Source organism: Hydrotalea flava, from assembly GCF_001623405.1.
GTDB lineage: Bacteria > Bacteroidota > Bacteroidia > Chitinophagales > Chitinophagaceae > Hydrotalea > Hydrotalea flava.
Genome location: NZ_LUHG01000087.1, coordinates 42,825 through 66,845, shown reverse-complemented (window position 1 = coordinate 66,845; position 24,021 = coordinate 42,825). Strand labels below are relative to the sequence as shown.

19 protein-coding genes and 1 pseudogene are annotated in these 24,021 nt (G+C 39.0%); 2 read left to right on the top strand and 18 right to left on the bottom strand.

What is annotated here, in order from left to right; genetic code table 11:
* Nucleotides 1-38: 38 nt before the first annotated feature.
* From A0F92_RS10380 to A0F92_RS10350, 7 genes are all read right to left on the bottom strand, one after another.
* Entirely contained in the window at nt 39-1,136 is a 1,098-nt protein-coding gene (locus tag A0F92_RS10380; protein ID WP_068245352.1) for a cytochrome c oxidase subunit II, read from the bottom strand.
* A 48-nt stretch (nt 1,137-1,184) separates the two neighbouring features.
* Entirely contained in the window at nt 1,185-2,423 is a 1,239-nt protein-coding gene (locus A0F92_RS10375) for a quinol:cytochrome C oxidoreductase (protein WP_253810353.1), read from the bottom strand.
* Nucleotides 2,424-2,465: 42 nt separating this feature from the next.
* On the bottom strand, nt 2,466-3,083 hold the full coding sequence (locus tag A0F92_RS10370) for a c-type cytochrome (RefSeq protein WP_068245349.1): 618 nt from the start codon (nt 3,081-3,083) through the stop codon (nt 2,466-2,468).
* Between the two features lie 21 nt (nt 3,084-3,104).
* A complete protein-coding gene (locus A0F92_RS10365) occupies nt 3,105-3,695 on the bottom strand; it encodes a DUF3341 domain-containing protein (protein WP_068245346.1) in 591 nt (196 codons plus the stop codon).
* A gap of 58 nt (nt 3,696-3,753) precedes the next feature.
* Nucleotides 3,754-5,193 carry an NrfD/PsrC family molybdoenzyme membrane anchor subunit gene (nrfD, locus tag A0F92_RS10360; RefSeq protein WP_068245343.1) on the bottom strand — a complete coding sequence of 480 codons (1,440 nt, stop codon included), beginning with the start codon at nt 5,191-5,193 and terminating at the stop codon, nt 3,754-3,756.
* Nucleotides 5,194-5,289: 96 nt separating this feature from the next.
* Entirely contained in the window at nt 5,290-8,400 is a 3,111-nt protein-coding gene (locus tag A0F92_RS10355; RefSeq protein WP_068245340.1) for a TAT-variant-translocated molybdopterin oxidoreductase, read from the bottom strand.
* A 120-nt stretch (nt 8,401-8,520) separates the two neighbouring features.
* A complete protein-coding gene (locus A0F92_RS10350; RefSeq protein ID WP_253810351.1) occupies nt 8,521-9,756 on the bottom strand; it encodes a c-type cytochrome in 1,236 nt (411 codons plus the stop codon).
* A gap of 308 nt (nt 9,757-10,064) precedes the next feature.
* On the opposite strand from A0F92_RS10350, the gene purN reads away from it, so the two are divergent.
* Nucleotides 10,065-10,670 (top strand): phosphoribosylglycinamide formyltransferase, encoded by a 606-nt coding sequence (gene purN, locus A0F92_RS10345; RefSeq protein ID WP_068245334.1) that lies wholly within the window; start codon nt 10,065-10,067, stop codon nt 10,668-10,670.
* Between the two features lie 86 nt (nt 10,671-10,756).
* Here the strand turns inward: purN and A0F92_RS10340 are convergent, their stop codons facing one another.
* The 11 genes and pseudogenes from A0F92_RS10340 to chrA all read right to left on the bottom strand — a co-directional run bounded on the left by A0F92_RS10340 (nt 10,757) and on the right by chrA (nt 22,605).
* Complete coding sequence (locus tag A0F92_RS10340) at nt 10,757-11,437, bottom strand: NAD-dependent epimerase/dehydratase family protein (protein WP_068245331.1); 681 nt, start codon at nt 11,435-11,437, stop codon at nt 10,757-10,759.
* 399 nt (nt 11,438-11,836) lie between these two features.
* The gene (ygiD, locus tag A0F92_RS10335; RefSeq protein WP_068245328.1) at nt 11,837-12,670 is read right to left on the bottom strand and encodes a 4,5-DOPA-extradiol-dioxygenase; all 834 of its coding nucleotides are present in this window, start codon (nt 12,668-12,670) and stop codon (nt 11,837-11,839) included.
* 144 nt (nt 12,671-12,814) lie between these two features.
* Entirely contained in the window at nt 12,815-15,460 is a 2,646-nt protein-coding gene (locus A0F92_RS10330; protein WP_068245395.1) for an alkaline phosphatase family protein, read from the bottom strand.
* Between the two features lie 203 nt (nt 15,461-15,663).
* Entirely contained in the window at nt 15,664-16,512 is an 849-nt protein-coding gene (locus A0F92_RS10325) for a 3-keto-disaccharide hydrolase (RefSeq protein ID WP_068245325.1), read from the bottom strand.
* 93 nt (nt 16,513-16,605) lie between these two features.
* Nucleotides 16,606-16,989, bottom strand: a complete 384-nt coding sequence (locus A0F92_RS10320; protein ID WP_068245322.1) for a RidA family protein — start codon at nt 16,987-16,989, stop codon at nt 16,606-16,608.
* 138 nt (nt 16,990-17,127) lie between these two features.
* Nucleotides 17,128-17,562 (bottom strand): PepSY-like domain-containing protein, encoded by a 435-nt coding sequence (locus A0F92_RS10315; RefSeq protein WP_167517017.1) that lies wholly within the window; start codon nt 17,560-17,562, stop codon nt 17,128-17,130.
* 136 nt (nt 17,563-17,698) lie between these two features.
* Entirely contained in the window at nt 17,699-17,968 is a 270-nt protein-coding gene (locus A0F92_RS10310; RefSeq protein WP_167517016.1) for a hypothetical protein, read from the bottom strand.
* A gap of 71 nt (nt 17,969-18,039) precedes the next feature.
* The gene (locus tag A0F92_RS10305; protein ID WP_068245316.1) at nt 18,040-18,738 is read right to left on the bottom strand and encodes an SIMPL domain-containing protein; all 699 of its coding nucleotides are present in this window, start codon (nt 18,736-18,738) and stop codon (nt 18,040-18,042) included.
* A gap of 153 nt (nt 18,739-18,891) precedes the next feature.
* Nucleotides 18,892-19,102, bottom strand: a pseudogene (locus A0F92_RS16075) (type I restriction enzyme endonuclease domain-containing protein).
* Nucleotides 19,103-19,257: 155 nt separating this feature from the next.
* Nucleotides 19,258-21,177, bottom strand: a complete 1,920-nt coding sequence (locus tag A0F92_RS10300; RefSeq protein ID WP_068245313.1) for a beta-N-acetylhexosaminidase — start codon at nt 21,175-21,177, stop codon at nt 19,258-19,260.
* A gap of 168 nt (nt 21,178-21,345) precedes the next feature.
* The gene (gene chrA, locus A0F92_RS10295) at nt 21,346-22,605 is read right to left on the bottom strand and encodes a chromate efflux transporter (protein WP_068245310.1); all 1,260 of its coding nucleotides are present in this window, start codon (nt 22,603-22,605) and stop codon (nt 21,346-21,348) included.
* 252 nt (nt 22,606-22,857) lie between these two features.
* Here chrA and A0F92_RS10290 point away from each other — a divergent pair, with 252 nt between their 5' ends.
* Nucleotides 22,858-23,841 carry a DUF3089 domain-containing protein gene (locus A0F92_RS10290; RefSeq protein ID WP_167517015.1) on the top strand — a complete coding sequence of 328 codons (984 nt, stop codon included), beginning with the start codon at nt 22,858-22,860 and terminating at the stop codon, nt 23,839-23,841.
* Nucleotides 23,842-24,021: the final 180 nt, after the last annotated feature.

The following is a 24,021-nucleotide window of genomic DNA, read 5'->3' as shown; positions in this document are numbered from 1 at the left end:
TCTTTAACAACAATTCAAACAATTCGGTTCTATAAACATTAATTTTTAGCCACTGCTTTATTCATTAGTTGCCCGGCAGCCATGGTAGGCTTAGCAGTGCTGTCAGTTTTTTTATTATCCGGATCTTTGTCTGGGAAAGCAAGGTAATAATACGGTTTTTGTTTCGCCATCCAAACATCAAAATCTTCCTGACTTACCACTTTAATAATTCCTTTCATGGAATAATGGCCGTTACCACACAACTGATCACAGGCAATTTCGTAATCAAAATTAGGATTATCCATTATTTTACGCATTTCTTCCGTGGTATATTTAGGTGTTAACCACATAGTAGTGGGTATACCGGGAACCGCATCCATTTTTAAACGAAACTGGGGTAATCCTACATCATGAATCACATCTCTTGAGCCAATAATAAACTTAACCGGTTTACCTTTCACCAGATATAACGTTTGTTCCATCACAATATCATCATGGGTAGCCGGGTCATCTTTCAAATGCAAGGTGCTGTCATTTTTCCATACCAACCCTAATGAATTGGTAGCAGGATCTATTTCTTTGTAATATTTTTTACCTAAAATGCCATCTTCGCCCGGATAGCGAAAAATCCAGCCAAATTGTTTGCCGGTAATTTCAACTACCATTGCATTTTTAGGGGCATCCCCAGTAAAATAAAACCAATCTCTTAAGCCTATAATTACCAATACGGTTAAAACAATGGCAGGTACCACTGTCCATAACACTTCTAATTTATTATTATGCGGAAAAAAGAAAGGTGTATTGTTTTCTTTTTCCTGGTAACGGAATGAGAACCAGAATAATAAAATTTGAGTTATTAAGAAAACAACACCTGTTATAATTAAAGTAATCCATAAAATGGAGTCTACTTTTTCGCCCTGCACACTGGCAGAGGGATGCTCTAATAATGTTTTTTTGAACAACAATTCATTACACCAGTATAAACCTATTAACCCCAATACTAAAAAACCCACCATCAAAAAGCCATTAATTTTATTGGCTTGTTGGCGTGTTTCTTTTTCGCCTTTTAAAATGCCCACATACTCACTGGCTTTGGCAATTTGAAAAATTACCAAAAACACCAACACAATTACTGCTATCGTTAAAAAGATTGTCATAACACTACAATTAAAATTTCAATTCGTTTCAATATTATTAATGTCTTTCTACGTATGGTGTACAATACTTTCTTTCAGGAAGGGATTGTATTTTGCGATCAATGGTTTTGAAGCCAGAGCTTTTCCAACAAAATGAATCATTAAGCCAATAAACAAAGCCAGGATACCAAAATCGAACCAGCCTAAAGAAACATGGTCTTTGCTAATGCCGGGCATTACCATTTGGTAAAAATCTATCCAGTGTCCAAAAAGAATCAATACCGCCATAAAAGTCATTAAAGTATAGTTTCTTTTTGCAGAACGCTTCATCAAAATTAAGAGTGGACAAATGAAATTGATAATAATGTTTAAGAAAAAGATGCCTTTATAGGGTCCTTGTACTCTTCCTTTAAAGTAAACGGTTTCTTCCGGTTGGTTAGAGTACCAAATCAGCATGTATTGTGAGAACCATAAATAAGTCCAAAAAATAGAAAATGCAAAAATAAATTTACCCAAATCGTGCAAGTGCTCCTGATTGGTATATTCCAAATAGCCCTTGTTTTTTAAATAGATCACCCACAATGTAATTAATGCTACACCCGATACAAAAGTGCTGGCAAAAACGTACCAGCTATACATGGTACTGTACCAATGTGCATCAATACTCATTAACCACAACCAAGGTAAAGTAGAACCTACCGTTAATGCAAACCATACAATAAATAAACCGGCAGTTACAGTATTTTTCCAAACATAGGCATTGCCGGTATTAAAATCCATGGGTTCAAGATCAGCCTCGCTGCTAATTTTACGCATTCTCCAACCTAATAAGCTCCATAAACCAACAGTGAGTATAGACCAGATTACGAAGAATTTTACATTTAAAAAACCTGATTTTCCTTTTAATATTTCATCAGCAGCTACTTGTTTGGCATCTAACCAATGATAAATTTCGTGGTTGCCGGTAAATACAATATAAAACAATACCACTAAAGTAATAATACCAAATACAGGTACAAGGGTTGAAATAGCTTCAGCCACTCTTCTAAAAGTCATTTGCCAACCGCCCATGGCCAAAGTAGTAGCACAAATAAAAAACATAGCGGCATTACATACCATGGTCCAGAAAATGGTATTGTACATAATGGTACCCATGAATATGGCTTTTTCTTCATTGGTTCCGGTACCTTTTGTAAACAATCCGATAATAAAGGCCAACAAGCCTATTCCTATTAAGGCATAGGACCATGTTTTCATTTTTGAAGGAACCTCGAATTGCTCTTTAAAATCTAAAGTTTGTTCTGCCATTGTAACTCATTTATTATTTTGATGGATGCAGTATCAATTTAATTATTTACTTGCCGTAGCAGTATTTGCTTTGCCTTCGGCCTGCTTCATTTTAATGTAACGAATAATTTGCCAACGTTGTTGCCTGCTTAACTGAGAAGCATAGCTACCCATTAAGTTCTTACCATATTCAACGGAATAAAACATTTGCCCTTCTGGCATGGCTTCATATTTAGTATCGCCTACCAATTGAGCCGGCTTAGCAGGATATGGGCCTTCACCACCTTTATAGAGTGGACCATTTCCATCTAATTTTGGTCCGTGACAAATGGCGCAATTCACCAAGAAAAGTCTTTCTGTTTCTACATACTGTGCCGGTGTTAAAGAGTCAATGGGGCTTTTAATCAGTTTGGAAGCAGCATAGTTGGTGGTATCGCCCGGCGCATCTTTGGCCAAAGGGAAAGGCATATCTTCGCCGCGGGCAATGGTTCCAACTACGGGCTTTTCATTGTAAAAAATCCCTTCTTTGGTTAAATTACTATGATCAGTATATGTTTGATAAGCCCGGCTGTAAAACATATCAGGCATATAAATACGGTTGGGTTTGCGCTTAATATCACTGCAACTGAATAAAACAGCAGTTGCAGAGAATAAAACGATTAAAATAGATAGTTTTTTCATTGTAAATCAATTCAAATTAAGTTAAGCAGCAACAATTTCTTTTTCTAATGTTTTTTCGTCGTCTTTATCATAACGACCCCACCACCAGCCTTCTTCAGCCACCTGTACATCTGTTTCAACAGCGCCATTATTAGTTAAGAATCCTTTTAAATCATCTATATTGGTTTTATCTGTGCACTCAATTACCATCACAAATAAGTCGTCGGTTGCCCGGGGATGGAAATGGTGTTTTTTTACAAATGGAGCCAACTGGCATAAATAACAGAAAGTATATACCATACCTACTGCAGCAAATAATACCGTTAACTCAAAAGTAATGGGTATCCATGCCGGTAACGCAAAATGGGGCTTTCCGCCAATATTCAATGGCCAGTCGTATGTTAATATCCAGCTAATACCACCCAAAGCTGTGGCAGTTCCGGTAATTCCGTAAATAAAACCGGCAGTATGCAAACTGGTTTCTCTTAAACCCAAGGCATGGTCTAAGCCATGTACCGGAAAAGGGGTGTACACATCTCTGATTTTATAACCGGCTGTACGTACTTTTTTTACAGCAGGGAATAACACTTCCTCATTATCAAAACAGCCTACAACAAATTTCTTTTTTGCCATATTATGAATTTAGGTCTTCAATAATTTATTCACACAATTGCTTTCTGTTCATTCCTCATTAATGCGCATATTCATGTGCAAATTCTTCCACCGGCTCTCTTTCAATAGCACCCATTGTGTTTTTATAGCTTTCTCCACTGGTCTTCAAAACATATTTAATTTCATGAACGGCAATTACCGGTGCATATTTACTAAATAAGAAGAAGCAGGTGAAGAACAAGCCAAATGTTCCCAAATAGAAGCCAATTTCCCAAATTGTTGGACTGTAATAAACAGACCATGAAGAAGGCAAATAATCTCTATAAATGGAAGTTACAATAATTACAAATCGCTCAAACCACATACCCACATTTACCAAAACAGAAATAAAGAAGGTGATAAACAAATTTCTTCTTGCTTTACGTAACCAGAATATTTGAGGCACCATAACGTTGCAAGTCATCATACCCCAGTAGCTCCAGCCATAAGGACTAAATAAGTTAGCTCTGCTGTACCAGAAAGTATACCCTTCATATTTGCTTTGGCTATACCAACCCATGAACAATTCGGTTAAATATGCTACCCCTACAATAGAGCCGGTTAGAACAATAATTTTATTCATGGCTTCAATGTGGCCAATTGTAATATAGTCTTCTAAATGATATACTTTTCTTACCACCAGCAGCAGCGATTGTGTCATGGCAAAACCCGAGAATACCGCACCAGCCACAAAATAGGGCGGGAAGATGGTGGTATGCCAGCCTGGAATAACAGAGGTGGCAAAGTCCATAGATACAATGGTGTGTACTGAAAGTACCAGCGGTGTAGCCAAGCCGGCCAATACCAATGATAAAGATTCGATTCTCTGCCAGTGTTTGGTAGAACCTGTCCAGCCAAAGGCAGCAACGCCATATAAATATTTACGCAATTTTGTTTTAGCCCTGTCGCGTACGGTTGCCATATCAGGTATTAAACCACTGTACCAGAATAAAACAGATACGGTGAAATAAGTAGAAATCGCAAATACGTCCCACAACAAAGGAGAGTTGAAGTTTACCCAAACCGGACCTCTTGTATTGGGATAAGGCATAATGAAGAACGCCAACCATACACGACCCATGTGGAAGATGGGGAACTGTCCGGCACACATTACTGCAAAAATGGTCATTGCTTCCGCAGCACGGTTTACACCTGTACGCCAGCCCTGACGAAACAGTAATAGAATGGCAGAAATCAATGTACCGGCATGACCAATACCTACCCACCATACGAAGTTGGTAATATCCCAACCCCAACCTACGGTTTTATTCAGGTTCCATTGGCCAATACCATATGTAACATCCCTGTATACGCTATATACCCCAAACAGCAGTAATGCCACGGCAGTATAAAATCCAACATACCAAAGCTTACCCGGCTTTGCCTCAATGGGGCGAATAATTTCTTCCGTAACATCATGGTAGGTTTTCCTACCATATACCAACGGCTCTCTTAATTGTGATTCGTACTTTAAATGCATTTCTTCTTACTGTTTAATGTTCCAGAAATTAATTTCTGAGAACTGTGTTTACATTTTCAAAGTATACCTTATTTCAATTTGCTGAAACAATCCATCTTATCCTTCTGCTTTTTCAATAGCCTCTTCTTCAACATTGCGCACTTTCGCCAAATAATTTACGTTCGGCAATACGTGCAATTGCTCTAATGATTTGAAGAGTCGTAACTTATTCTCCTGACGGGTAATGGTAATGGCACTATGTGAATCGTTTACATTACCAAATACAATAGCATCAGTAGGACAAGCCTGTTGACAAGCAGTTTTTACATCCCATTTATTGTCTTCGCCGGTAATTAAAGGCCTGCTTTCTTTCTTGGCTTTTAATTTTCCATCCTGTAACCTTTGTACGCAGAAGGTACATTTTTCCATTACACCACGGGCACGAACGGTTACATCCGGATTCAATACCATGCGAGATAAACCATCATTCATCATCAATACCACATCATTCACAATACCCTTCTGATTGTCGGGGAAGCTGTCTGAACCTGTATAATCGGCCCAGTTAAAACGGCGCACTTTATAAGGACAGTTATTGGCGCAATACCTGGTTCCAATACATCTGTTATAAGCCATTTGGTTCAATCCTTCACTGCTATGGTTGGTAGCACCTACCGGGCACACATTTTCGCAAGGCGCATTATCGCACTGCTGGCACATTAAAGGTTGGAATACCACTTTCGGATTATCGGGATTGCCACTGTAATAACGGTCAATTCTTAACCAGTGCATATCATGAAAACGCAATACCTCCGGCTTGCCTACCACCGGTACATTGTTTTCTGCATGGCAGGCAATTACGCAGGCTCCACAACCGGTACAGGAATTTAAATCCACACTCATGCCCCAGTGAATTCCAGGTTTATCGAAATAAGGATAAATGGTTCCTTCTTTTTCGTAATCTTTTAATCCACCGAAAGGAGCTAATTCTTTTTCGCGGTCATTAATAATTTCTTCCGGATCTTTTTTAAATGCACTTAAAGTTAATTCTTTCATCACTTCGGTACGTTTGCCCTGTGGGGTATCATACACATTGTGCGTTTGCATTAAAGCTACCGGATAAGTATTACCGGTTTTTTCAACCGTAGCATCTATCACAGCATAACTTAAAGTAGTGCCGCTCATGTTGGTAAATGGAAATACATTTTGTCCGATTCCTTCAGCAGCTTTACCAATTTCTTTAGTACGGCCGTAACCTACTGCAATACCAATGGTATCAGGATGCACTCCCGGTATAATTAAAACGGGTAATGTTACGCTTTTTCCGTTAGCCGTTACTTTTACCACCGGTTTTTCGGGGGTTACTTCATAATTATCGGCTTCACGGGCAATATTCAAATCAATATTTAACAATGTTCTGGCCATGGCCGGAGACATCATTACATAATTATCCCAGGTAGCACGGGTAATTGGATCGGGCATTTCCTGTAACCAGGGATTAGAGGCGGTTTGACCGGCACCCATGCTTACTTTTTGATAAAGTACCACTTCCACTTTTCCGCCTTTTTTATTGGCAGCAATGGCTGCCAATGCACCACTTACGGCACCACTGTTAAATGCGGCACCCAACATGGCGGGTTCTGTAACTGGATTCAGTACACCATCCTGCAAGGCCTTATTCCATCCATTTTCACCACCGGCTTTAGCACTCCAGTAAGTTTTCAAAAAGCCTAAATAATCGGTAGTGGCGCCACTCCATTTTAACAGGCTATCCTGCCATTGGCGGGTTTTGAATAATGGATAAATAGTAGGTTGTAATAAAGAATAATAACCTGTTTTGGGTTCCGCATCGCCCCAGCTTTCTAAGAAGTGGTGATTGGGAATTACATATTTACACAATTGAGTAGTTTCATCATTTTTAGGACTGAATGAAACGGCAAATTTTACTTTCTTCATGCCGGCCACAAAGCGGCTGCTATCGAACCAGGTATACGCAGGATTGGGGCCAATAATCAATAAAGCACCTACACTTCCGGCATTCATATCTTCTACCAAACGGGCAAAATCGGTATCAACACCCTGATAGGTATTATAGGTACTGGACCAATCGATGGTTTTACCTCCCGATTGTAATGCCTCATTAATGGCGTTTACTACTATTTGTACGTTTACATCGTTACTGCCGCTTACCACAAGGGCATTGCCTTTATTGGCTATCAGCGCTGCTGCTGCGTTTTTAATTCCTTCTTTTAAAGCAGCGTCACTCAAATTTACGGCCTGACCATTGATGGCATTGAGTAAAGCTACCGCAACGGCACCTGTTTCAGATGGACGATGCAGGTAACGCTCATCGGCATTAGAACCGGTTAAGCTAGCCACACTTTCAAAATGAAAATGTTTGCTCATGGCCGGTGCCTTTTCATTGATTTTTTTATTTTTTGAGTATTGCTTAGCAAATTCAATGGGGCTTAACCAGGTACCCAAAAAATCTGCACCCAGACTTACAATTACTTTGGCATTATCGAAACGATAAGAAGGAATGGCTTTTTTGCCATAAGTAGCTTCATTGGCCAGTAACATACCACTATATGAAATAGCATCGTAAGTTACCTGACGAGAACCCGGATGTCTGGCAATGAATTGGTTAATCACTTCTTTTGAAGAAGGAGACACCACCGAACTGGTTAAAATAACCACGGGTGCACCACCCAACGAACCCATTGCATTGGCAATAGCACCATCCATATTTTCGAAAGTTGTTTCTTTACCATCAATGGTTGGGAAACGTAAACGGGCAGTATCATACAAATCCAGTACAGATGATTGTACCCTGGCAGAAGTTCCGCCTTTGGTAATGGGGCTTAATTCATTGCCCTCCAACTTAATAGGACGACCATCTCTAACTTTTGCCACCACACTTACCGCTTCACCATCCTGTAAATAGGTAGTAGCATAATAGTTGGCTACTCCGGGTATTACATCTTCCGGTTTATTGGCAAAAGGAATAATTTTTTTAACGGGCACCTCACAACTGGCAGCTACCATGGCTGCTGCAGTACTAAAACCCAAATATTTTAAGAAATCTCTACGGGGAGTGGTGGCATCAAACAAACCTTTATCATCTTCCCACACGGGTAAATTTTCCCGGAACTCGTCTTTTGCTGATTGCTGATAACCTTCAGAATTATTCAACTCTCCAAAACTTTGCCAGTGTTTTTTTTGCTCCATAATTTGTTTTGTTAGGTGTAAAATTGCCTAAAACAGGCACTCTACATTTTTTCGTTGATGCGGTTTAACTATATCAAACTTTCGTATCGATACAGCCAACAATACTTTTGAAACTTTATTTTAATAGTGACATTTTTGACATTCGGTACCACCAATCATTTCTACAGTTACGCCCTTGGTACTATCTAATTTACCATCTTTTAAATCCTGATGGTATTTTTCATAAATGCTGTAAAATCCATTGTCTTTAAACTGAACCTGTGTGGTGCGGTGACAGTTAATACACCAGCCCATGCTCAATTCAGAAACCTGTTTTACTTCATCCATTTTATTGATTTCACCATGACAAATTTGACATTGTACTTTACCTACACGGGTATGTTGTGAGTGGTTAAAATATACGTGGGCAGGCAACATGTGTATCTTGGTCCATTCAATGGGTTTTGCTTTGCTGGCATCCCAAGGCTGGCCGGGTGTAAAGTTGGCGTATTCGTATAATTTTTTAATTTCTTCGGTACCGTTTACTTCATCACCATCGGCAGTATATAATTTTTCCCCTTTGTATTCATTAATGGCCATGTGGCAGTTCATACAAACATTTACAGAAGGCACATTAGAATATTTACTGTCTAATGCTCCACTATGGCAATACAAACAGTTAATCTGGTTAATGCCTGCATGCACTTTGTGTGAATAGAAAATAGGTTGCTTGGGCTCATAATTAATGTTACGGCCTAACCCAATAGCCCCCTTGGTAGTTAAATAACCCCCTACCAAAAAAAGTAAGATGGTTACAAAAGCAATATAAGTTCTGTTTTTCCAGAAAGGGACCGGCTCTGGCGATTCAATACCTTCTTTATTGTCGGTTAATTTTTTGAGGTTGCTGTTTACTTGCATTAAGGTGAAGGCAATAACAGCCAATATCAGGGTTAAAATACCAAATAATAAGGTATTATCGCTATCGGCAGCCGGTTGTGTAGCTGTACCCCCTGCAGCTTGCGGGGTAGCAGGTTTATAATCAGATATATATTTTAAAATAGCCCCAATTTCAGCATCTGTTAATTGCGGAAACAGGTTCATGGCTGTTTTGTTGTATTCATTATACAACTTGTTGGCATAAGGATCACCTGTTTTTAAGAAGGCCTGATTGTTCCGAATCCACTCGTATAAGTGTTTCTTATTAGGCCACCTGTCTTCTACACCCATCAGTGCAGGACCTACTAACTTTTTATCAATGGCATGGCAGGATGCGCAATTTTGGCTAAATAGTGATTTTCCATCCTGGGCTTTTAAATTACCGCCGAATGCAAACAAAAAAACAACAAAAATTCCTGCGACAACAGTTCGGATTATCATGCGATGAGGTATCATATTCACAATCTGATTGGTCTAATGTGGAAAAATATCCTTAAACGAGTGCAAAAATATGACACGGGGCTGACAAAAACTCAATGTTTAAAAAAAAATTTTAGTCAGTAATGGCGCGGCTTTCAAAGAATTGTTCCATTTTTATTTCTTTTTAATACATCCTTTCATCAACAAATTTGTGTACCCAACAAGGCTGCTTCTATTTAAAAAATTAATCAGATTTTTGCCATCTTATACCCCATACCCTACAACTTATTTTACCCTATTCAAATCATCATTAAAACTTTCAACCCATAATGACCCTATCTTACCCTCAACAGAAACTGGCTATTTTTGCCTCAGGTACAGGTTCCAATACGGCTAATTTAATACACTATTTTCAGCAGCACCCTTTTATTACCATACAATTAATTGTTACCAATAATCCCAATGCCGGTGTTATTCAAATTGCCCGTCAACACCAAATTCCTGTTTTATTGATTGAAAAAGAAAGATTCCAAAAAACAGATGGCTATGTTTCTGAAATACAAGCCTATGGCATCCACTGGATTATTTTAGCCGGTTTTTTATGGAAAGTGCCGCTTCGGCTGATTGAAGCTTTTCCCCATCGCATCATCAACATTCACCCTGCCTTGTTACCCAAATATGGGGGTAAAGGCATGTATGGCATTAAAGTACACCAAGCTATTGCCGAGGCAGGCGAATCGGTAACCGGTATTACCATTCATTTTGTGAATGAACATTATGATGATGGTCCTCCCATTTTCCAGACTACCTGTTCAGTGGCGCCTACAGATACTCCCGAACAAATTGCACAAAAAGTACATGCTTTAGAATATGCCCATTTCCCCAAAGTGATTGAGGATACCATTTTGCAACATTTGAAAACCAAATCAACTTAATGATTCAAATTGAACTGTACTGATCTGCTTCTCCTTCTCAGTTGTGCTTGCCTAATATTAAGAAAGGCAACGTAGAATAAATGGTACTAAGTTTTATGATATGATGCTGCTAATTGTTTAATATCCCTTACCTCTAATACCTTTTTTTCATTGCCGGCTATTGCCACCTGAATCATGGCCCGGCCTATGGCACTCAACGAACAAATACTGTTGGGCATGAGCCATCTAAATATGGGTATTAACCAGCCGAAATAATGGTACAGCTTTAACGTGTTTTTTAATCCCTTTGTTGGTGTAATAATAGCCGGGCGAAATAAAAACACGGCTTTAAACGGCATTTGCAACAAAGCATTTTCTGTTTTGCCTTTTACTCGGGCCCACATCAACCTGCCTTTTTCTGAGCTATCGGTACCTGCGCCGGAAACATAGCAGAATGTTATACCCGGATTTTGAGCACTGAGTAAACGGGCAAAGCCAATGGTTAAATTATAGGTAAGTCTATAGTATTGGGTTTCTTTCTTACCCATCGATGAAACACCTAAACAGAAAAAGCAGGCATCATATCCGCTTACTGCCTGCATTAAGGGTGTTACATCCATAAAATTTTCATGCACTATTTCGGTTAATTTAGAATGCACCCTACCACTTGGGCGCCTATTAATAATAAGTACTGATGTAACTGCCTCAGATTGTAAACACTCGTGTAATACACCTTCACCCACCATACCTGTTGCTCCGGTGATAATAACTTTTATAGGTTGATGCATATTGTAAAATTACTAAACCAATGAAACTTAAATAATGAGATACCGATTTGACGTTGAATATTAAATATACAACATTTAACATGTGTTTTCAAATTTTTTTTGTGAATTTCTCAGTTTGTTAAACTAGGTTCATTGAAAGGTAATCGAACACAAAAGGATGCTTTTTTTAATAAATCGGCAATTTTAAAACAAGATTGCAGCACAATAAAGAGGATTCAGGAAACATATACTTACAGGTACATTTTAGTTACATTTGTAAGTAAAACATCCATAGAATTATGAAACCTGCTGATATCAATATTAACTTAATTGGAAGTGACTTTGAACGATTGGAGAAAATTGAATTGGAAGATTGGACTTCCGAATAAACCAATGTTATTCCAATTGCAAAAGAAAATATTACCCCAATTTTACGGAAGTCATGGTTAATGAGCCGCCAATAGCCTGGTCATTGAAAAGCATGGTGGCATCATTATCATTGCGTAAACCCATGGTATACATCAGCGGAATATAATGTTCGGGTGTAGGTATGGCTAATCGCGCAGCTGTTCCCAATTGTTCATAATGAATTAATACGGATGCATTGTTTTGTAAAATCAGTGTTTTAAAAGTTTCATTTATTTCTGTTGCCCAGTCATAGGCAAAACCCGGCTCATTCAACTTTTGCCAGTTTACCATACGCAGGTTATGTACCATATTGCCGCTGCCTATCATTAATACACCTCTTTTGCGTAATGCTTGTAATTCTTTCGCTAATTCAAAATGATATCGGGCATCTTTAGTGTAATCAATACTTAACTGTAGCACGGGAATATTGGCCTGCGGATACATGTGCCGCAGCACCGTCCATGCCCCATGGTCTAAACCCCATTCATGGTCTAAGCCAATTTCGGTACTTTTTACAAGATGTTTGGTAACTTCTGCCAACTGTGTTTGACCGGGTGCTGGATATTGCACCTGATACAATGCTTCAGGAAAACCACCAAAATCGTGTATGGTGGGTGGAAAATCCATTGCCGTAATTTGAGTTCCTTTTGTTTGCCAGTGGGCAGATATAACGATGATGGCTTTAGGTAAGGGAATATGCTTTGCCATATCAGCCCAATTTTGGCTGAATATATTGGTTTCAATGCCATTCATGGGCGAACCATGGCCTATAAAGAATACCGGCATCAAGGATTCCTGTTCCGGAAAGGTTTGCAGCATGTGTTGAAAGGTAGTATAAGTTGTCATATGAAAAATGAATACACAAAATTACTGAAACAAGAACGCCTGTATATTGACAATGGATAAGAAAGAAGCTTGATAAAAATCAATGCCCTTATGTTATCACAAATCCAGAAAAGTATTTGCCTGTTTCATTTATGCACTATACTCTTATTGTTGCAACTTCGGTGTATTTGATGCAGGATAAGGTGCCAACCCCTTTGCATCAAACCATAAAATTTTATTCATTAGGGCATCATCACCCCCATCTACATCATAAAACACTTTTTCTGATAATTGGGCATAGTGTTTAGCCGGCCCTTTTAATTGCGCAACCGGTTTATTTCGCTCATCTAAAGGTATTTTATTGGGGATGACAGTATATTGATAGGCTTTTTTTACTGGTGTAAAGCAATCAAACATGGGTAATGCGGTAGCATCTATCACATTCATGGGTGGTAAACCTAAAATTTGTTCAATCGTGCGCAGCATAGCGGTTTGATTGTATTGTGTATGAATGGTTTTGCCGGTAACCGAATACGGACTAATCACCTGGCAAACAGTTCTGTAAGAGGAAATATGATCCCATCCCGATTGCGAATCATCTTCTGTTACAAATACAACGGTTGAATCCCAAAAACGGCTATGGGTAATGGTTTCAATGATGCGGCCCAATGCCCAATCATTATCGGCTACCATGGCTCTGGGTGTTGGATAATTACTATGCAAACCGGCGGTATGATTATTCGGAAGAGAGAGTACCGTTAAATCGGGCAGTTGGTCGCCGAGTTCTGCTTCAAATGCTTTCCATTCTTTTATAAATACATCGGCCCGTATTTGGTCGGTTAAACTAATATTATCGCAATCCGGATAATCCGGGGCAATAATGGGCCTTAACCTGCCAATGGTGGTGGTATTGATAACGGTAAACTTTCCTTCTTTTTTATATTGTTCATAAATATCAAACCAGTTTAGTTGGGTATTATAATGGCTTAAGCAGGCTTCCCCATATACCCGTACTTTTTTCCCGTGATCTAAGGCCACATTCCAGATAAAACCATTTTTATTGTACACCAAAGCATCATCCTGCCTGTGCGGATAACTTCTAAACCAGGCTCTGACATTGCGTTCTACATAATCAGATACCATGCCTGCATCCGTCCATTGATGCCCTTCTGCCGATGATTTGCCGGATGCATAATAATTATCCAATAAACAAAAATCATTCGCCAGTTGATGCTGATTAGGGGTTATCTCTTTTCCATAAATACATAGCTGCTCATCGCCACGGCCTTTAGCCACATCACCCATTACCTGATCGTAGGTTTTGTTTTCTTTAATAATGTACACCACATGTTTAAAAACCGATGGCTCTCCCATTCTTTCCGGAACGGGTGCCGGTGTTCTATTTTTTCGTGGAGTACCATAAGCTTGCATAGTGCGGTTTATTAAATTGAGTTGCTTTACTTTTTGGGTATAAGTATTGAGTTGGACTGTATTGGGTAATGGAATAATACTGAATGATGCCAACTGTTTGTGAATGGTAAACGCCTGTGGAACGAAACCATCGGACTGTTTAAGTGATTTGGCGGGCGATAAAACATTTGCGCCTTTGGCTTCTAAATTGGTAACATATAACTGATGATTCATCAACAATATGCCGGAAGGATAAGCCTCCGTGGGAATGTACCCAACTATATTTGCTTTTACAAATTTGCCCTCATTTGCATTTAAGTGAATAACAGCAATGGCATTATCCATGGCATTGGCTACATACAAGGTTTTGCCTGATGCATCTGTACACAATGCAATAGGACTGCTGCCAAAGTACTGCTTGAATAATCCGGTGGCAATGGTATTCACTACTTTTTCAGTTGCTACATTTACCACGCTGATAGCATCGCTATTGGCATTGGCAACGTACAGCCATTGACTATCAGGACTTTTAATAATGGCATTGGGATGCAGGCCTAATAATATTTCGTTTTGCAGGCTACCATCTTGCAGGTTAAGAACCGACAAGCTGCCATTGGCCGTTGCTCCGGTAACAGGATTGGTGTAGGCACTACCCCAGGGTGTACTTGCGGTTTCACGGGTAGTATCGGTTACCAACGGGCCGGCCCAATTGGTAACATAGGCTTTATTGTTTATAATACATACCCCATAAGGTGCAACACCCGTGTTGGCAGCCCATACAATTTGCCGCGTGGTGGCATTGATTTTTAATAATTGATTGTTGCCATTTAATACTACATAAAAATACAGGTTACCCTGCTCTTCATTCGTTACTATTTGATTGGGTAATGCCATGGCAGCAGGTGCAATGGCGGGTATAGTAATACCCGAAATATTTTGCAGGTTCTTCCCATCCCATTCTGCCAACATAATGACAGAGGCATGCGTATCGGGCGATGCAGCTCCCCAGCTTATCATGGTTTTACCATTCAGCGTATAGGCAGTAATGCCTGAGTAAGTACTTACAAAAGGTTGCCATTCTTTTTCAGCAGTAAAGCTAAAACGTGCTACTATTGTATGGCTACGTAAATCCATCACCGCTATGCCATACCGATCTTCTATTACAACATGCTGCTTCTCGGGCAGTGCACACAAATCTAATGTATGGTTCTCTAAATTGGGATCGCCATAGGTGATGACTTTACCTGCAGATTGAATTAACCGGTTATACGGCATTACTGTATAATTGGCCTGATGATGCAGTGTGCTATCTTCAAAAGGCAAACGATGTGTAGCAGCCTGTGCGAACAGACATGAGGAAAACAAGATGGAAGGTAAAATACCAAGAATAATTTTATGCATTTTGCACAAAGATTTACTTATCTTATAATAAGGAGATTCGGGCAGAAATAAACCGTTAAATACATTACATATAAATTTCATTTATATTACAAAGGAAGTTCCTGCATTAAAATATAACACATTACTTTTCCATAACAAAAAATGTAAAAAATATTATGTATTGTAAACACTCAAACCATAGAATTTAAATGCCGAAAAAGGGATTATTGTAACAGTCGTTCCGGTAATGATGCAATCGATTTAATCCAAATATCTTTATAATATATTTCAGCGCCTTCAGATTGTATTTGAATTTTGCCTTTTGTAAGGGGAAGCATTTGTCCATTGTTGTTTTGTGCAGAATGGTATAAAACCATCATTACCTTTCCGTTCACCACATGCACACTTGTATCGCCATGGCAATATAAATCGAGAGTATTCCATTCGCCTGTTTTATTTTCCGCATCACTTCGCTTTACACAATGCCGGCCATTTTTACTGTTGGCACTAAATGTCAGTATTTGCCCTTTCGGATTATACACATACACACTGTCATTCATTTTAGTAACAGGAATACTTTCAGCAGCGCCGGCCACTCCCCAGTAATCGCCACAATTACCCTGTTCTACCTGAAACTCCTGAGAGCGCATCCAGGCACCTGCATCCGCACCATTTTCGCCTACTGAAAAATACAAAATACCACTATCCATTTTCTTTCCACGTTTCTGCCCCCATAATAAATGCCCCCATTTAAATTTCAATTGCAAATGAAAATTGCTGTATTCTTTTTGGGTAATAACAGCACCCCATTGTTGACCTGATATACGAATTACCTTTTCGCCATCCATAGGCACTACTGAAAATACCTGTTGCGGGTCATGGTTCAGGCCAACGGGCACACTGCTTAAAAGTTTACCATCCGAATTAATCGGCGGGGCAATATAAGTATCCCATCCATCCAAATTTTTACCATTAAATAAAACATGCCATCCACTGTTATGTGGCATCCACGCAATAAAAATATGCGTTAATAACAAGGCAATTGCAACAAAAAAAAGTTGAACAAATTTCATACAATCGTTTTAAATATGCGGGTAAGTTACTACAATTCTAAAAGGGTTTTATTTAAATTAAGCTGAAACGGTTATTTCTGTCATTGCTTCAAATTATACAGGAATAGCCGCCACCACTTCAATTTCTATCAGCATACGCTGATCTAATAAACCGGCTTGCATTAGTGTGGCAGCAGGTTTTACATTGCCAAAATATTTTTGCAATACCGGTTGGCACAATGTAAACAAAGCGGCATCGGGTAATATATACCGTACCTGCACTACATCCTGCAATGAGGCACCGGCCTGTTGCAGGGCATTTTCAATATTCAAAAAAGTTTGTTCTGTTTGGGCAACAATATCATCGGCAATAGTCATGGTAGCATAATTAAAACCAGTGGTGCCCGATACAAAAATAAAAGGTGCTGCCACTACGGCTCTGGAATAGCTCATTTGTGCTTCATATAGCGAGCCGGAACTGATTAATTTTTTGGACATAAACGGCAATTATTTAATGATAGAAAAAAATACTATAAGTTTCACCAATATCGAAATTAACCAATCCCGCCAAACAAAACCGCCTGTAAAAAAAGGTACAGACGGTTCAATGATGATTTCAACTTTTAAACGGCAGAGCTAATCAGCCTTGATAAACTTTCCTGACTTGTCAAAAATCAAATCTTTTCCCCGAATCTCTGCTTCATAAGTTACCACACCCTTAGCATCGGTAACCAAACCGGCTTCTTTAATCTTTGCACCATGTTCATGTGCCTGCACGTACTGAGTAACGCCAGCGGGCAACTGACTTACCGGTATGGCTTTTACAATTTCAATAAACACACCGGCCGGAGTAAACAGCGCCGAGTTGTCTTCGCCAGAGCGACCACCCCAGTTGGCTTCATAATTGCCTTTTTCTTTTTCCCATGCAATTTTTGCATGGCTTGATTCGGAAAACTTTTGGGCACAAGCATTTTGTACCTGCTGAGGTACTTCCGATTTTTTTAAATCCTGAGCCAAACAACTTACTGCAGTAAACACTAAAAATGCTACTGACATTACATACGTTTTCATACTGTTTTATTTTGTTGAAGCGTAAAACTATCTCCTCAATCTGGCGGAAATTTGAAGTCTTTTATCCTCCAAACAACCATGTTCTAATTTAACAGTGTATTAACAAAAATGTATACTGCCGATGTACAATCATGGCTCATTCCTTAGCTCCGGGCTTATTTTGTTTCCTGAAAAACCGGCTGTACAACACCAAATAAATAGCCTGGCAAACCCCCGCCGGCATAAAAGAGTAAACCAAGATTACCTGAACTGAATAACCACCAGAAAGTGTGGGCCCGGCCAATTGCGGCAACTGCATAGCTATTATGTTTAAACTGGTGGCCAGTCCGCCACGCTCGTTACACACCAATCCTATGGTAAGGGCTTGGCATTCCCTGCCTTCTTCATATACCCAAATATTTGCCATAAACATTTATGTAGTAGGTAGAATAGGTAAAACCTCTATATAAAAATCGGTAAACGGATTACCCCTTACCTTTATTTGTTCAGCACAAAACGCACCATAATATTGGCCGAAACTTTTATTTTTTCAAAGCTGATTTCGGGCTGCGAATCGGCAGTTTTTTCCATTACATTGGCCAGCATCAGGCGGGGTGCCTGCTTGTCATAGGGTTGCACATAGCGTTCTTCATCACCAATATAAATAGCGGGGCCAGGGCTTTGGTGCAATGGTGCCGTTAATGCAATAGCCCTTTGGTGTGCATTTTGTACTGCTTTGATGCGCATGGCATTGCGAATGGATTCCAATCCGGAATGATCTACATGGTCAATACCTGCATTGGCAATACCCAATTGTTCCAATGTTACAAATACATTACCTGCTTCCATAACAGTGGTTACCTTCAACAAATAATTCCTTGATTTTACAACATCTTTTCCGCGGAGAAAATAGTATTGAAAATTGCTGGCCATATCATTCACCGTTAAATTTTTGGCTGCGTCAATGCCCAACTGTTGTAAAGCCTGGAACAGGGCTTTTTCCTGATCTTCCAACGATACTTTGTTTTTGGTATCTTTTTCATTAATGGTAAACCGGATAAAAATTTCATTGGGTGTTACTAAGCTATCGGCCGTACCGTTTACTTCCAGATAGGGCTGGTCAATAAAATTTTTGGGTTGCGCCTTGGCATATATGCCCACTAACAATAATCCCAATACAATCCATACTTGCTTCATATAATATTATTTTTATACAAGTTAATACATAAAACAAACATTACTTTCAACAAATGTTATTAGTGAAACGTATGAAGGGAAGAAAGGTTACAGGGAGGAGGTGTAAGTATTGGCCAATACCTCTGCCTGTTGTATTACCATATCAATGGCTTTTTACTCTTTATCCGAAGCATAGCCGTATTTCTTTAAAGTTCTTCTCACCACTACTTTCAGCTTTGCCCTTGCACTTTCCCTTATTGTCCAATCAAATAGTTGCATTGGCTTTTACCTTCTCTGCAATCTCTCTGGCAATCATTCCGAGTTGGTCATCACCTAAAACCTGAACGGCTGTATCATTTACTTCCAACGTATTGTAAAAAGCCATTTCGTCCTCACTCAAGCCCATTTTTTCTGCCCGCTTATCAGCAACTTTTATTAACCCTTTCTCCTTATTATCCCTGTATTCATAAAAAAGCGCCGTTTAACTTTTAAAAGAAAACGGCGCTTTTTGTTTACGAAATGTTTGGTGTTGCAGAAATTTTATTGAATACCCGCCCGTTTTTTTAACTCTTTGATGGGCATGGCTATCATTCTTCCCATTACTTTATTACCACGGTAAGTAATTACTTTTAACATCACCGCATCTTCAGGTGGCGTTAATGGGGAGGAATAAACCGGATAAAACTGATCTGGGAATGAATTATCAAAACTATAATGTATTTGCAGGTTGGGCACTTCGGTTGCCAATTCAATTTGCAAACCACCTGCTGCATTTTTAGTGGCAGTGAAGATGGGATCATACATACTGGGTGCATATTTTACCTGTTCAATATCCAATCTTTTAAACTGGTGTTCTACCCTGTTTACAAAATCGAGCCAGTTTTTATTGGCTTTTGGCGACCATACTGTTTCAGATACTGCAAAAGCTCTGGGCCAGGTCATGTATTGCAAATGCCGGGTATTGTACACCTGCTCTGTCCATAAATTGGCCTGACCACCTAAAATATATTTACTGTCTACACTATCGGGAACAGGCTCAAATGAGTACGCTTTATTTAAACGCAAAGTAGCATACACTCTTGGCTCAATAATTGAATCGCCCTGCATATAATCCAAATATGCAAAAGTGGTTGGGCTCATAACTACCTGATGTTTCATTTTAGCGGCTTCAATGCCACCCTTCATGCCACGCCAGCTCATTACTACAGCATTGGGTGCCAATCCACCTTCCAAAATTTCATCCCAACCCATCAATTTCTTTCCTTTCGATTCAACAATTTTTTCAATTCTTTTTTCAAAATAGCTTTGCACTTCTTCCATGGTTTTTAACCCTTCTTTCTGCATCAGTTGATGAATGGCAGGGCTTTTTTCCCAAAAGTTTTTAGGACACTCATCGCCACCAACGTGTATGTAAGGAAAGGGAAACAACTTAGCTATCTGTGTAAATACAGTATCTAAAAAAGTATATACTTTGGAATTGGCAGGGCAAAGTGTATTATCAATCAGTGCAATAGGAGGGGCTCCATGCGACCAATCCATAATTTCCTCGCCTGAGCGAACATGGTACGTATCGGCACCTGGCGTGCAAGATAAATCGGGATAAGAAACAATGGCCGACAAGCTATGCCCGGGTACATCTATTTCAGGCAAAATATTTACAAATTTTTTCTGCGCATATGCTACCATCTCTTTAATATCATCCTGGGTATAAAAACCGCCGTAATTTCTGGGATCATCAGGTTTGGGAGGGGTAAATGTGCCAAAATAACCTACCTTTTTTACATTCCATGCGCCTACTTCGGTTAAACGGGGCAATCCTTTTATTTCAATGCGCCAGCCCTCATCATCGGTTAGGTGTAAGTGCAAAATATTAAATTTGTACTTTGCCATTTCATCAATATAATCTTCTACCTGTTGTTTGGTAAAAAAATGCCGGGCTACATCAAACATTAAACCTCTCCATACAAAACGCGGATAATCCAGAATACTTACCTCCGGAATTTTCCAGTTTATGTGATTCACTATTGTTTTGCTTTCAATGGCAGCAGGCAACAACTGCCATAAAGATTGTACCCCATAAAATAAACCGGCGGGTTCGTTTGCTTTGATGATTACTGCGGTAGGGGTAACCTGTAAACGATACCCTTCATTACCCAAAACAGTATCGCGTTTAGTCAATATTTGTAATTGAATGGTTGCATTTGAAAGGCCTTTGCTTTCTGCCAAAGAAAATCCGGTAGCACAGGCAATTTTTTGTTGCATTTGTTGGGCAATTTCTTTAACGGCAGCAGTGGGGGTGTAACTAATGGTAGCAGTGGGCAATAAAGTAAAGCTGCCCATACCTTCCTGCACTGAAACAGGAATAGGAATAATATTGATTCCTTTTGTACTTTCATGATGTTGGGCAATGGCAATTGATGCAAAACACCATAATGTGATAGAAACAAGCATTTTTTTCATGAAGGCAAGTTTTGATGGAAATAACTAAAATGAATATTGTTTTATAATGCGTATCCGCAAAGTATTGCACAATTTATCAAAATAAAAAGATGTCTGTAATTTCATGCATGAAAATGACTGATAGAAAGGAGATTATTTGATAAAAATCAATGTTGAATTTTTATGCTTTCAGAGCATCCAGCCCAATAACAAACAAATCACCACAATAACAGGCGGCGGAATTTTGGTGTAATATAAAATAAGAAATGTTGCAATAACTACACCAATATCTAAAAATCCATTCATTTGCAGGTTCCATAATTCCACAAACAAAATATCTTTAATTAAGTAAAAAGTAGCACCTGCTATAATACCTACTACCGAAGCGTTAATACCCTCTAACGAACGATAAATAACCGCATATTTTTTTAGGTTATGCCATACCGGAAAGAAAAAAAGTACCAGCAATGCACTGGGCACAAAAAGGCCGATAGCGCCTAAAACGCAACCCACTACCTGCAATGTGGGATCGTTTTCACTTTTTAAAACCATACCACCCACAAATGCACCGATAGAAAATACCGGGCCAGGAATGGCACGTACAATACCCGAGCCAGTTAAAAATTCATCCCGATTCATTTTTAAAACATCTCTTCTTTTTTCTAATACTTGTTTCGATTCGGGACGGGTAACATATTGCTCATACATCATGGGTATCAACACATCGCCTCCGCCAAAAACCAGACTGCCATTTCTGTAAGTATTTTCAAACAGGTTAAAGGCTTTTCTGTATTGCCAGTTTTGTCGTGTAGCCGATTCTGACAAATAACCGGCAATTGCAAAAATTAATAAAAAAATCAACAAATTACCCCATTTGGTTTGTTTGGGAGGCTCACCTTTCTGTGGAATTCTTCTATCGCTGAAATTGGTTACAATGCCACCCAATACAATTAATGAAGGAAAAATCCAGGGTGTTTTAAATGCTACATATGTTGCAATGGCAGCAACTACCATAATTACCCGGGTAATGGTATTGTGAATGGCAACATGGTACATTTTAACCGCAGAAAAAGCCACAAAACCAATTGCCATTGGGCGTATAAATTTAAACAAGGCAATATTAATACCCATCCCATCCAGATAATTGAGCAGAAATGATAAGGCGCCCATTAAAAAACTGGCGGGCGCAATCCAAACCAGCAAAGTAATTATAGCCAATGGAATACCACCGCGTTTGTACCCAATTAAAGTAATGGTTTGTGTAGAAGAGGCACCAGGCAACATGTTACAAAAACTCAATAAATCTAATAATTCATGTTCGGTAACATCTTTTCGCTTTTGAACAAATGTTTTCAGCATCATGGCATAATGACCCTGCGGACCACCAAATGCAGTTACACTATAAAAAAATACTGTTCTTAAAAAAGACAGATGCCGTAATAAAAACATGTGTTGTGTTAGGGGTGTTAAATTAAGGGTATAAATTAAGCAAATTTACGCACAGTTATTAAGAAGAAGCAATGTAGGCATTTCTTTAACTACACAAATGATACTTATAAGTAAATCTTTTCTACTAATAAAAAAACACAAAAGCATTAGGCGTAAACTAATTGCTTAATTTTATTTCAAAAATAAAACATGCGTTTTCTGATAATCGGTTTCCTTACATTGTTGTTTGCATGTAACCGGCCTTATTACAAAATGGCAAAAAATTATCCTTCCGGTGAGGCTTATTTTAGTTCCAATGCTAATCCTGATTATTCTAATTTAAACGATTGGGCTGCCCATCCTTACAAAAAAGATCCGGCCGATAGTGTGCCCAAGCCGTTAAGTGCAAATTATCAACTCGACTCAACCGCTGATGTGTTTTTTATTCATCCAACCACCTATACCGAAAAAGAAAAAAGCTTTGGATGGAATGCCCTCATTAACAATGCCAAACTGAATGCTAAAACAGATTACAGCACCATACTTTACCAGGCCAGCATTTTTAACGCTGCGGGTAGAATTTTTGCACCCCGTTACAGGCAGGCTCATTTAAGTGCATACTTTCCCAAAAACAGGGCAGACAGCTTGCACGCCATGGCAGCTTTTCAAGAAGCTTATACCGATATAAAAGCAGCTTTTGAATATTATTTACAACACTGGAATCATGGAAGGCCCATTATTATTGTATCGCATAGTCAGGGTTCTACCCATGCCATTCAGTTATTAAAAGAATTTTTTGATGATAAACCCCTGCAACAACAATTGGTAGTAGCTTATGTGGTGGGAATGCCGGTTGCCCAATGTCAATTTAAAGCACTGAATGCCTGTTCAACACCGCAACAAACAGGTTGTATATGCAGCTGGCGCAGCTTTAAAGAAGGCTATACACCTGTTTATGTAAACAGAGAACCGTTTAAAGCCATTGTTACCAATCCGCTAACCTGGAAGGCCGACGAACCTGATGCCACTCGTTTTGTCAATGAAGGAGCTGTTCTAAAAAACTTCAATAAGGTAATACCGCATGTGGTAAATGCCATTGTAGAAAAGAATATTTTATGGATGCAGCAACCCCGCTTTTTTGGCAGCTTTTTATTGCACACTAAAAACTACCATATTGCCGATTTTAATTTCTTTTATGTAAATATCCGGGGAAATGTTGCGTTGCGAAAAGCTGCATTTCTATCAGAACAAAAATAAGGCCCTGTTAAAAAACAAGGCCATCTTATTGATACATACCCCCAATTGAAAAAAAGTATAAATAATTGTTTGTTGATGCACTGCTTTCAAACTATTAGACAATCTTTTTAAAAAATTTGTTGCCTGATAGATGGAAAAAAGAATGTTAAGTTTAATGGAATACAAAAAAATTATGCCTTC

Coding starts and splice junctions, on each gene's coding strand:
- A0F92_RS10305 (WP_068245316.1), bottom strand. CDS start 18,738: ATGAAGCAAGTATGGATTGTATTGGGATTATTGTTAGTGGGCATATAT.
- A0F92_RS10370 (WP_068245349.1), bottom strand. CDS start 3,083: ATGAAAAAACTATCTATTTTAATCGTTTTATTCTCTGCAACTGCTGTT.
- A0F92_RS10340 (WP_068245331.1), bottom strand. CDS start 11,437: ATGCATCAACCTATAAAAGTTATTATCACCGGAGCAACAGGTATGGTG.
- A0F92_RS10355 (WP_068245340.1), bottom strand. CDS start 8,400: ATGGAGCAAAAAAAACACTGGCAAAGTTTTGGAGAGTTGAATAATTCT.
- A0F92_RS10330 (WP_068245395.1), bottom strand. CDS start 15,460: ATGCATAAAATTATTCTTGGTATTTTACCTTCCATCTTGTTTTCCTCA.
- A0F92_RS10350 (WP_253810351.1), bottom strand. CDS start 9,756: ATGATAATCCGAACTGTTGTCGCAGGAATTTTTGTTGTTTTTTTGTTT.
- ygiD (WP_068245328.1), bottom strand. CDS start 12,670: ATGACAACTTATACTACCTTTCAACACATGCTGCAAACCTTTCCGGAA.
- A0F92_RS10375 (WP_253810353.1), bottom strand. CDS start 2,423: ATGGCAGAACAAACTTTAGATTTTAAAGAGCAATTCGAGGTTCCTTCA.
- A0F92_RS10380 (WP_068245352.1), bottom strand. CDS start 1,136: ATGACAATCTTTTTAACGATAGCAGTAATTGTGTTGGTGTTTTTGGTA.
- A0F92_RS10365 (WP_068245346.1), bottom strand. CDS start 3,695: ATGGCAAAAAAGAAATTTGTTGTAGGCTGTTTTGATAATGAGGAAGTG.
- purN (WP_068245334.1), top strand. CDS start 10,065: ATGACCCTATCTTACCCTCAACAGAAACTGGCTATTTTTGCCTCAGGT.
- nrfD (WP_068245343.1), bottom strand. CDS start 5,193: ATGCATTTAAAGTACGAATCACAATTAAGAGAGCCGTTGGTATATGGT.
- A0F92_RS10320 (WP_068245322.1), bottom strand. CDS start 16,989: ATGTCCAAAAAATTAATCAGTTCCGGCTCGCTATATGAAGCACAAATG.
- A0F92_RS10315 (WP_167517017.1), bottom strand. CDS start 17,562: ATGAAAACGTATGTAATGTCAGTAGCATTTTTAGTGTTTACTGCAGTA.
- A0F92_RS10325 (WP_068245325.1), bottom strand. CDS start 16,512: ATGAAATTTGTTCAACTTTTTTTTGTTGCAATTGCCTTGTTATTAACG.
- A0F92_RS10310 (WP_167517016.1), bottom strand. CDS start 17,968: ATGGCAAATATTTGGGTATATGAAGAAGGCAGGGAATGCCAAGCCCTT.
- A0F92_RS10300 (WP_068245313.1), bottom strand. CDS start 21,177: ATGAAAAAAATGCTTGTTTCTATCACATTATGGTGTTTTGCATCAATT.
- A0F92_RS10290 (WP_167517015.1), top strand. CDS start 22,858: ATGGCAAAAAATTATCCTTCCGGTGAGGCTTATTTTAGTTCCAATGCT.
- chrA (WP_068245310.1), bottom strand. CDS start 22,605: ATGTTTTTATTACGGCATCTGTCTTTTTTAAGAACAGTATTTTTTTAT.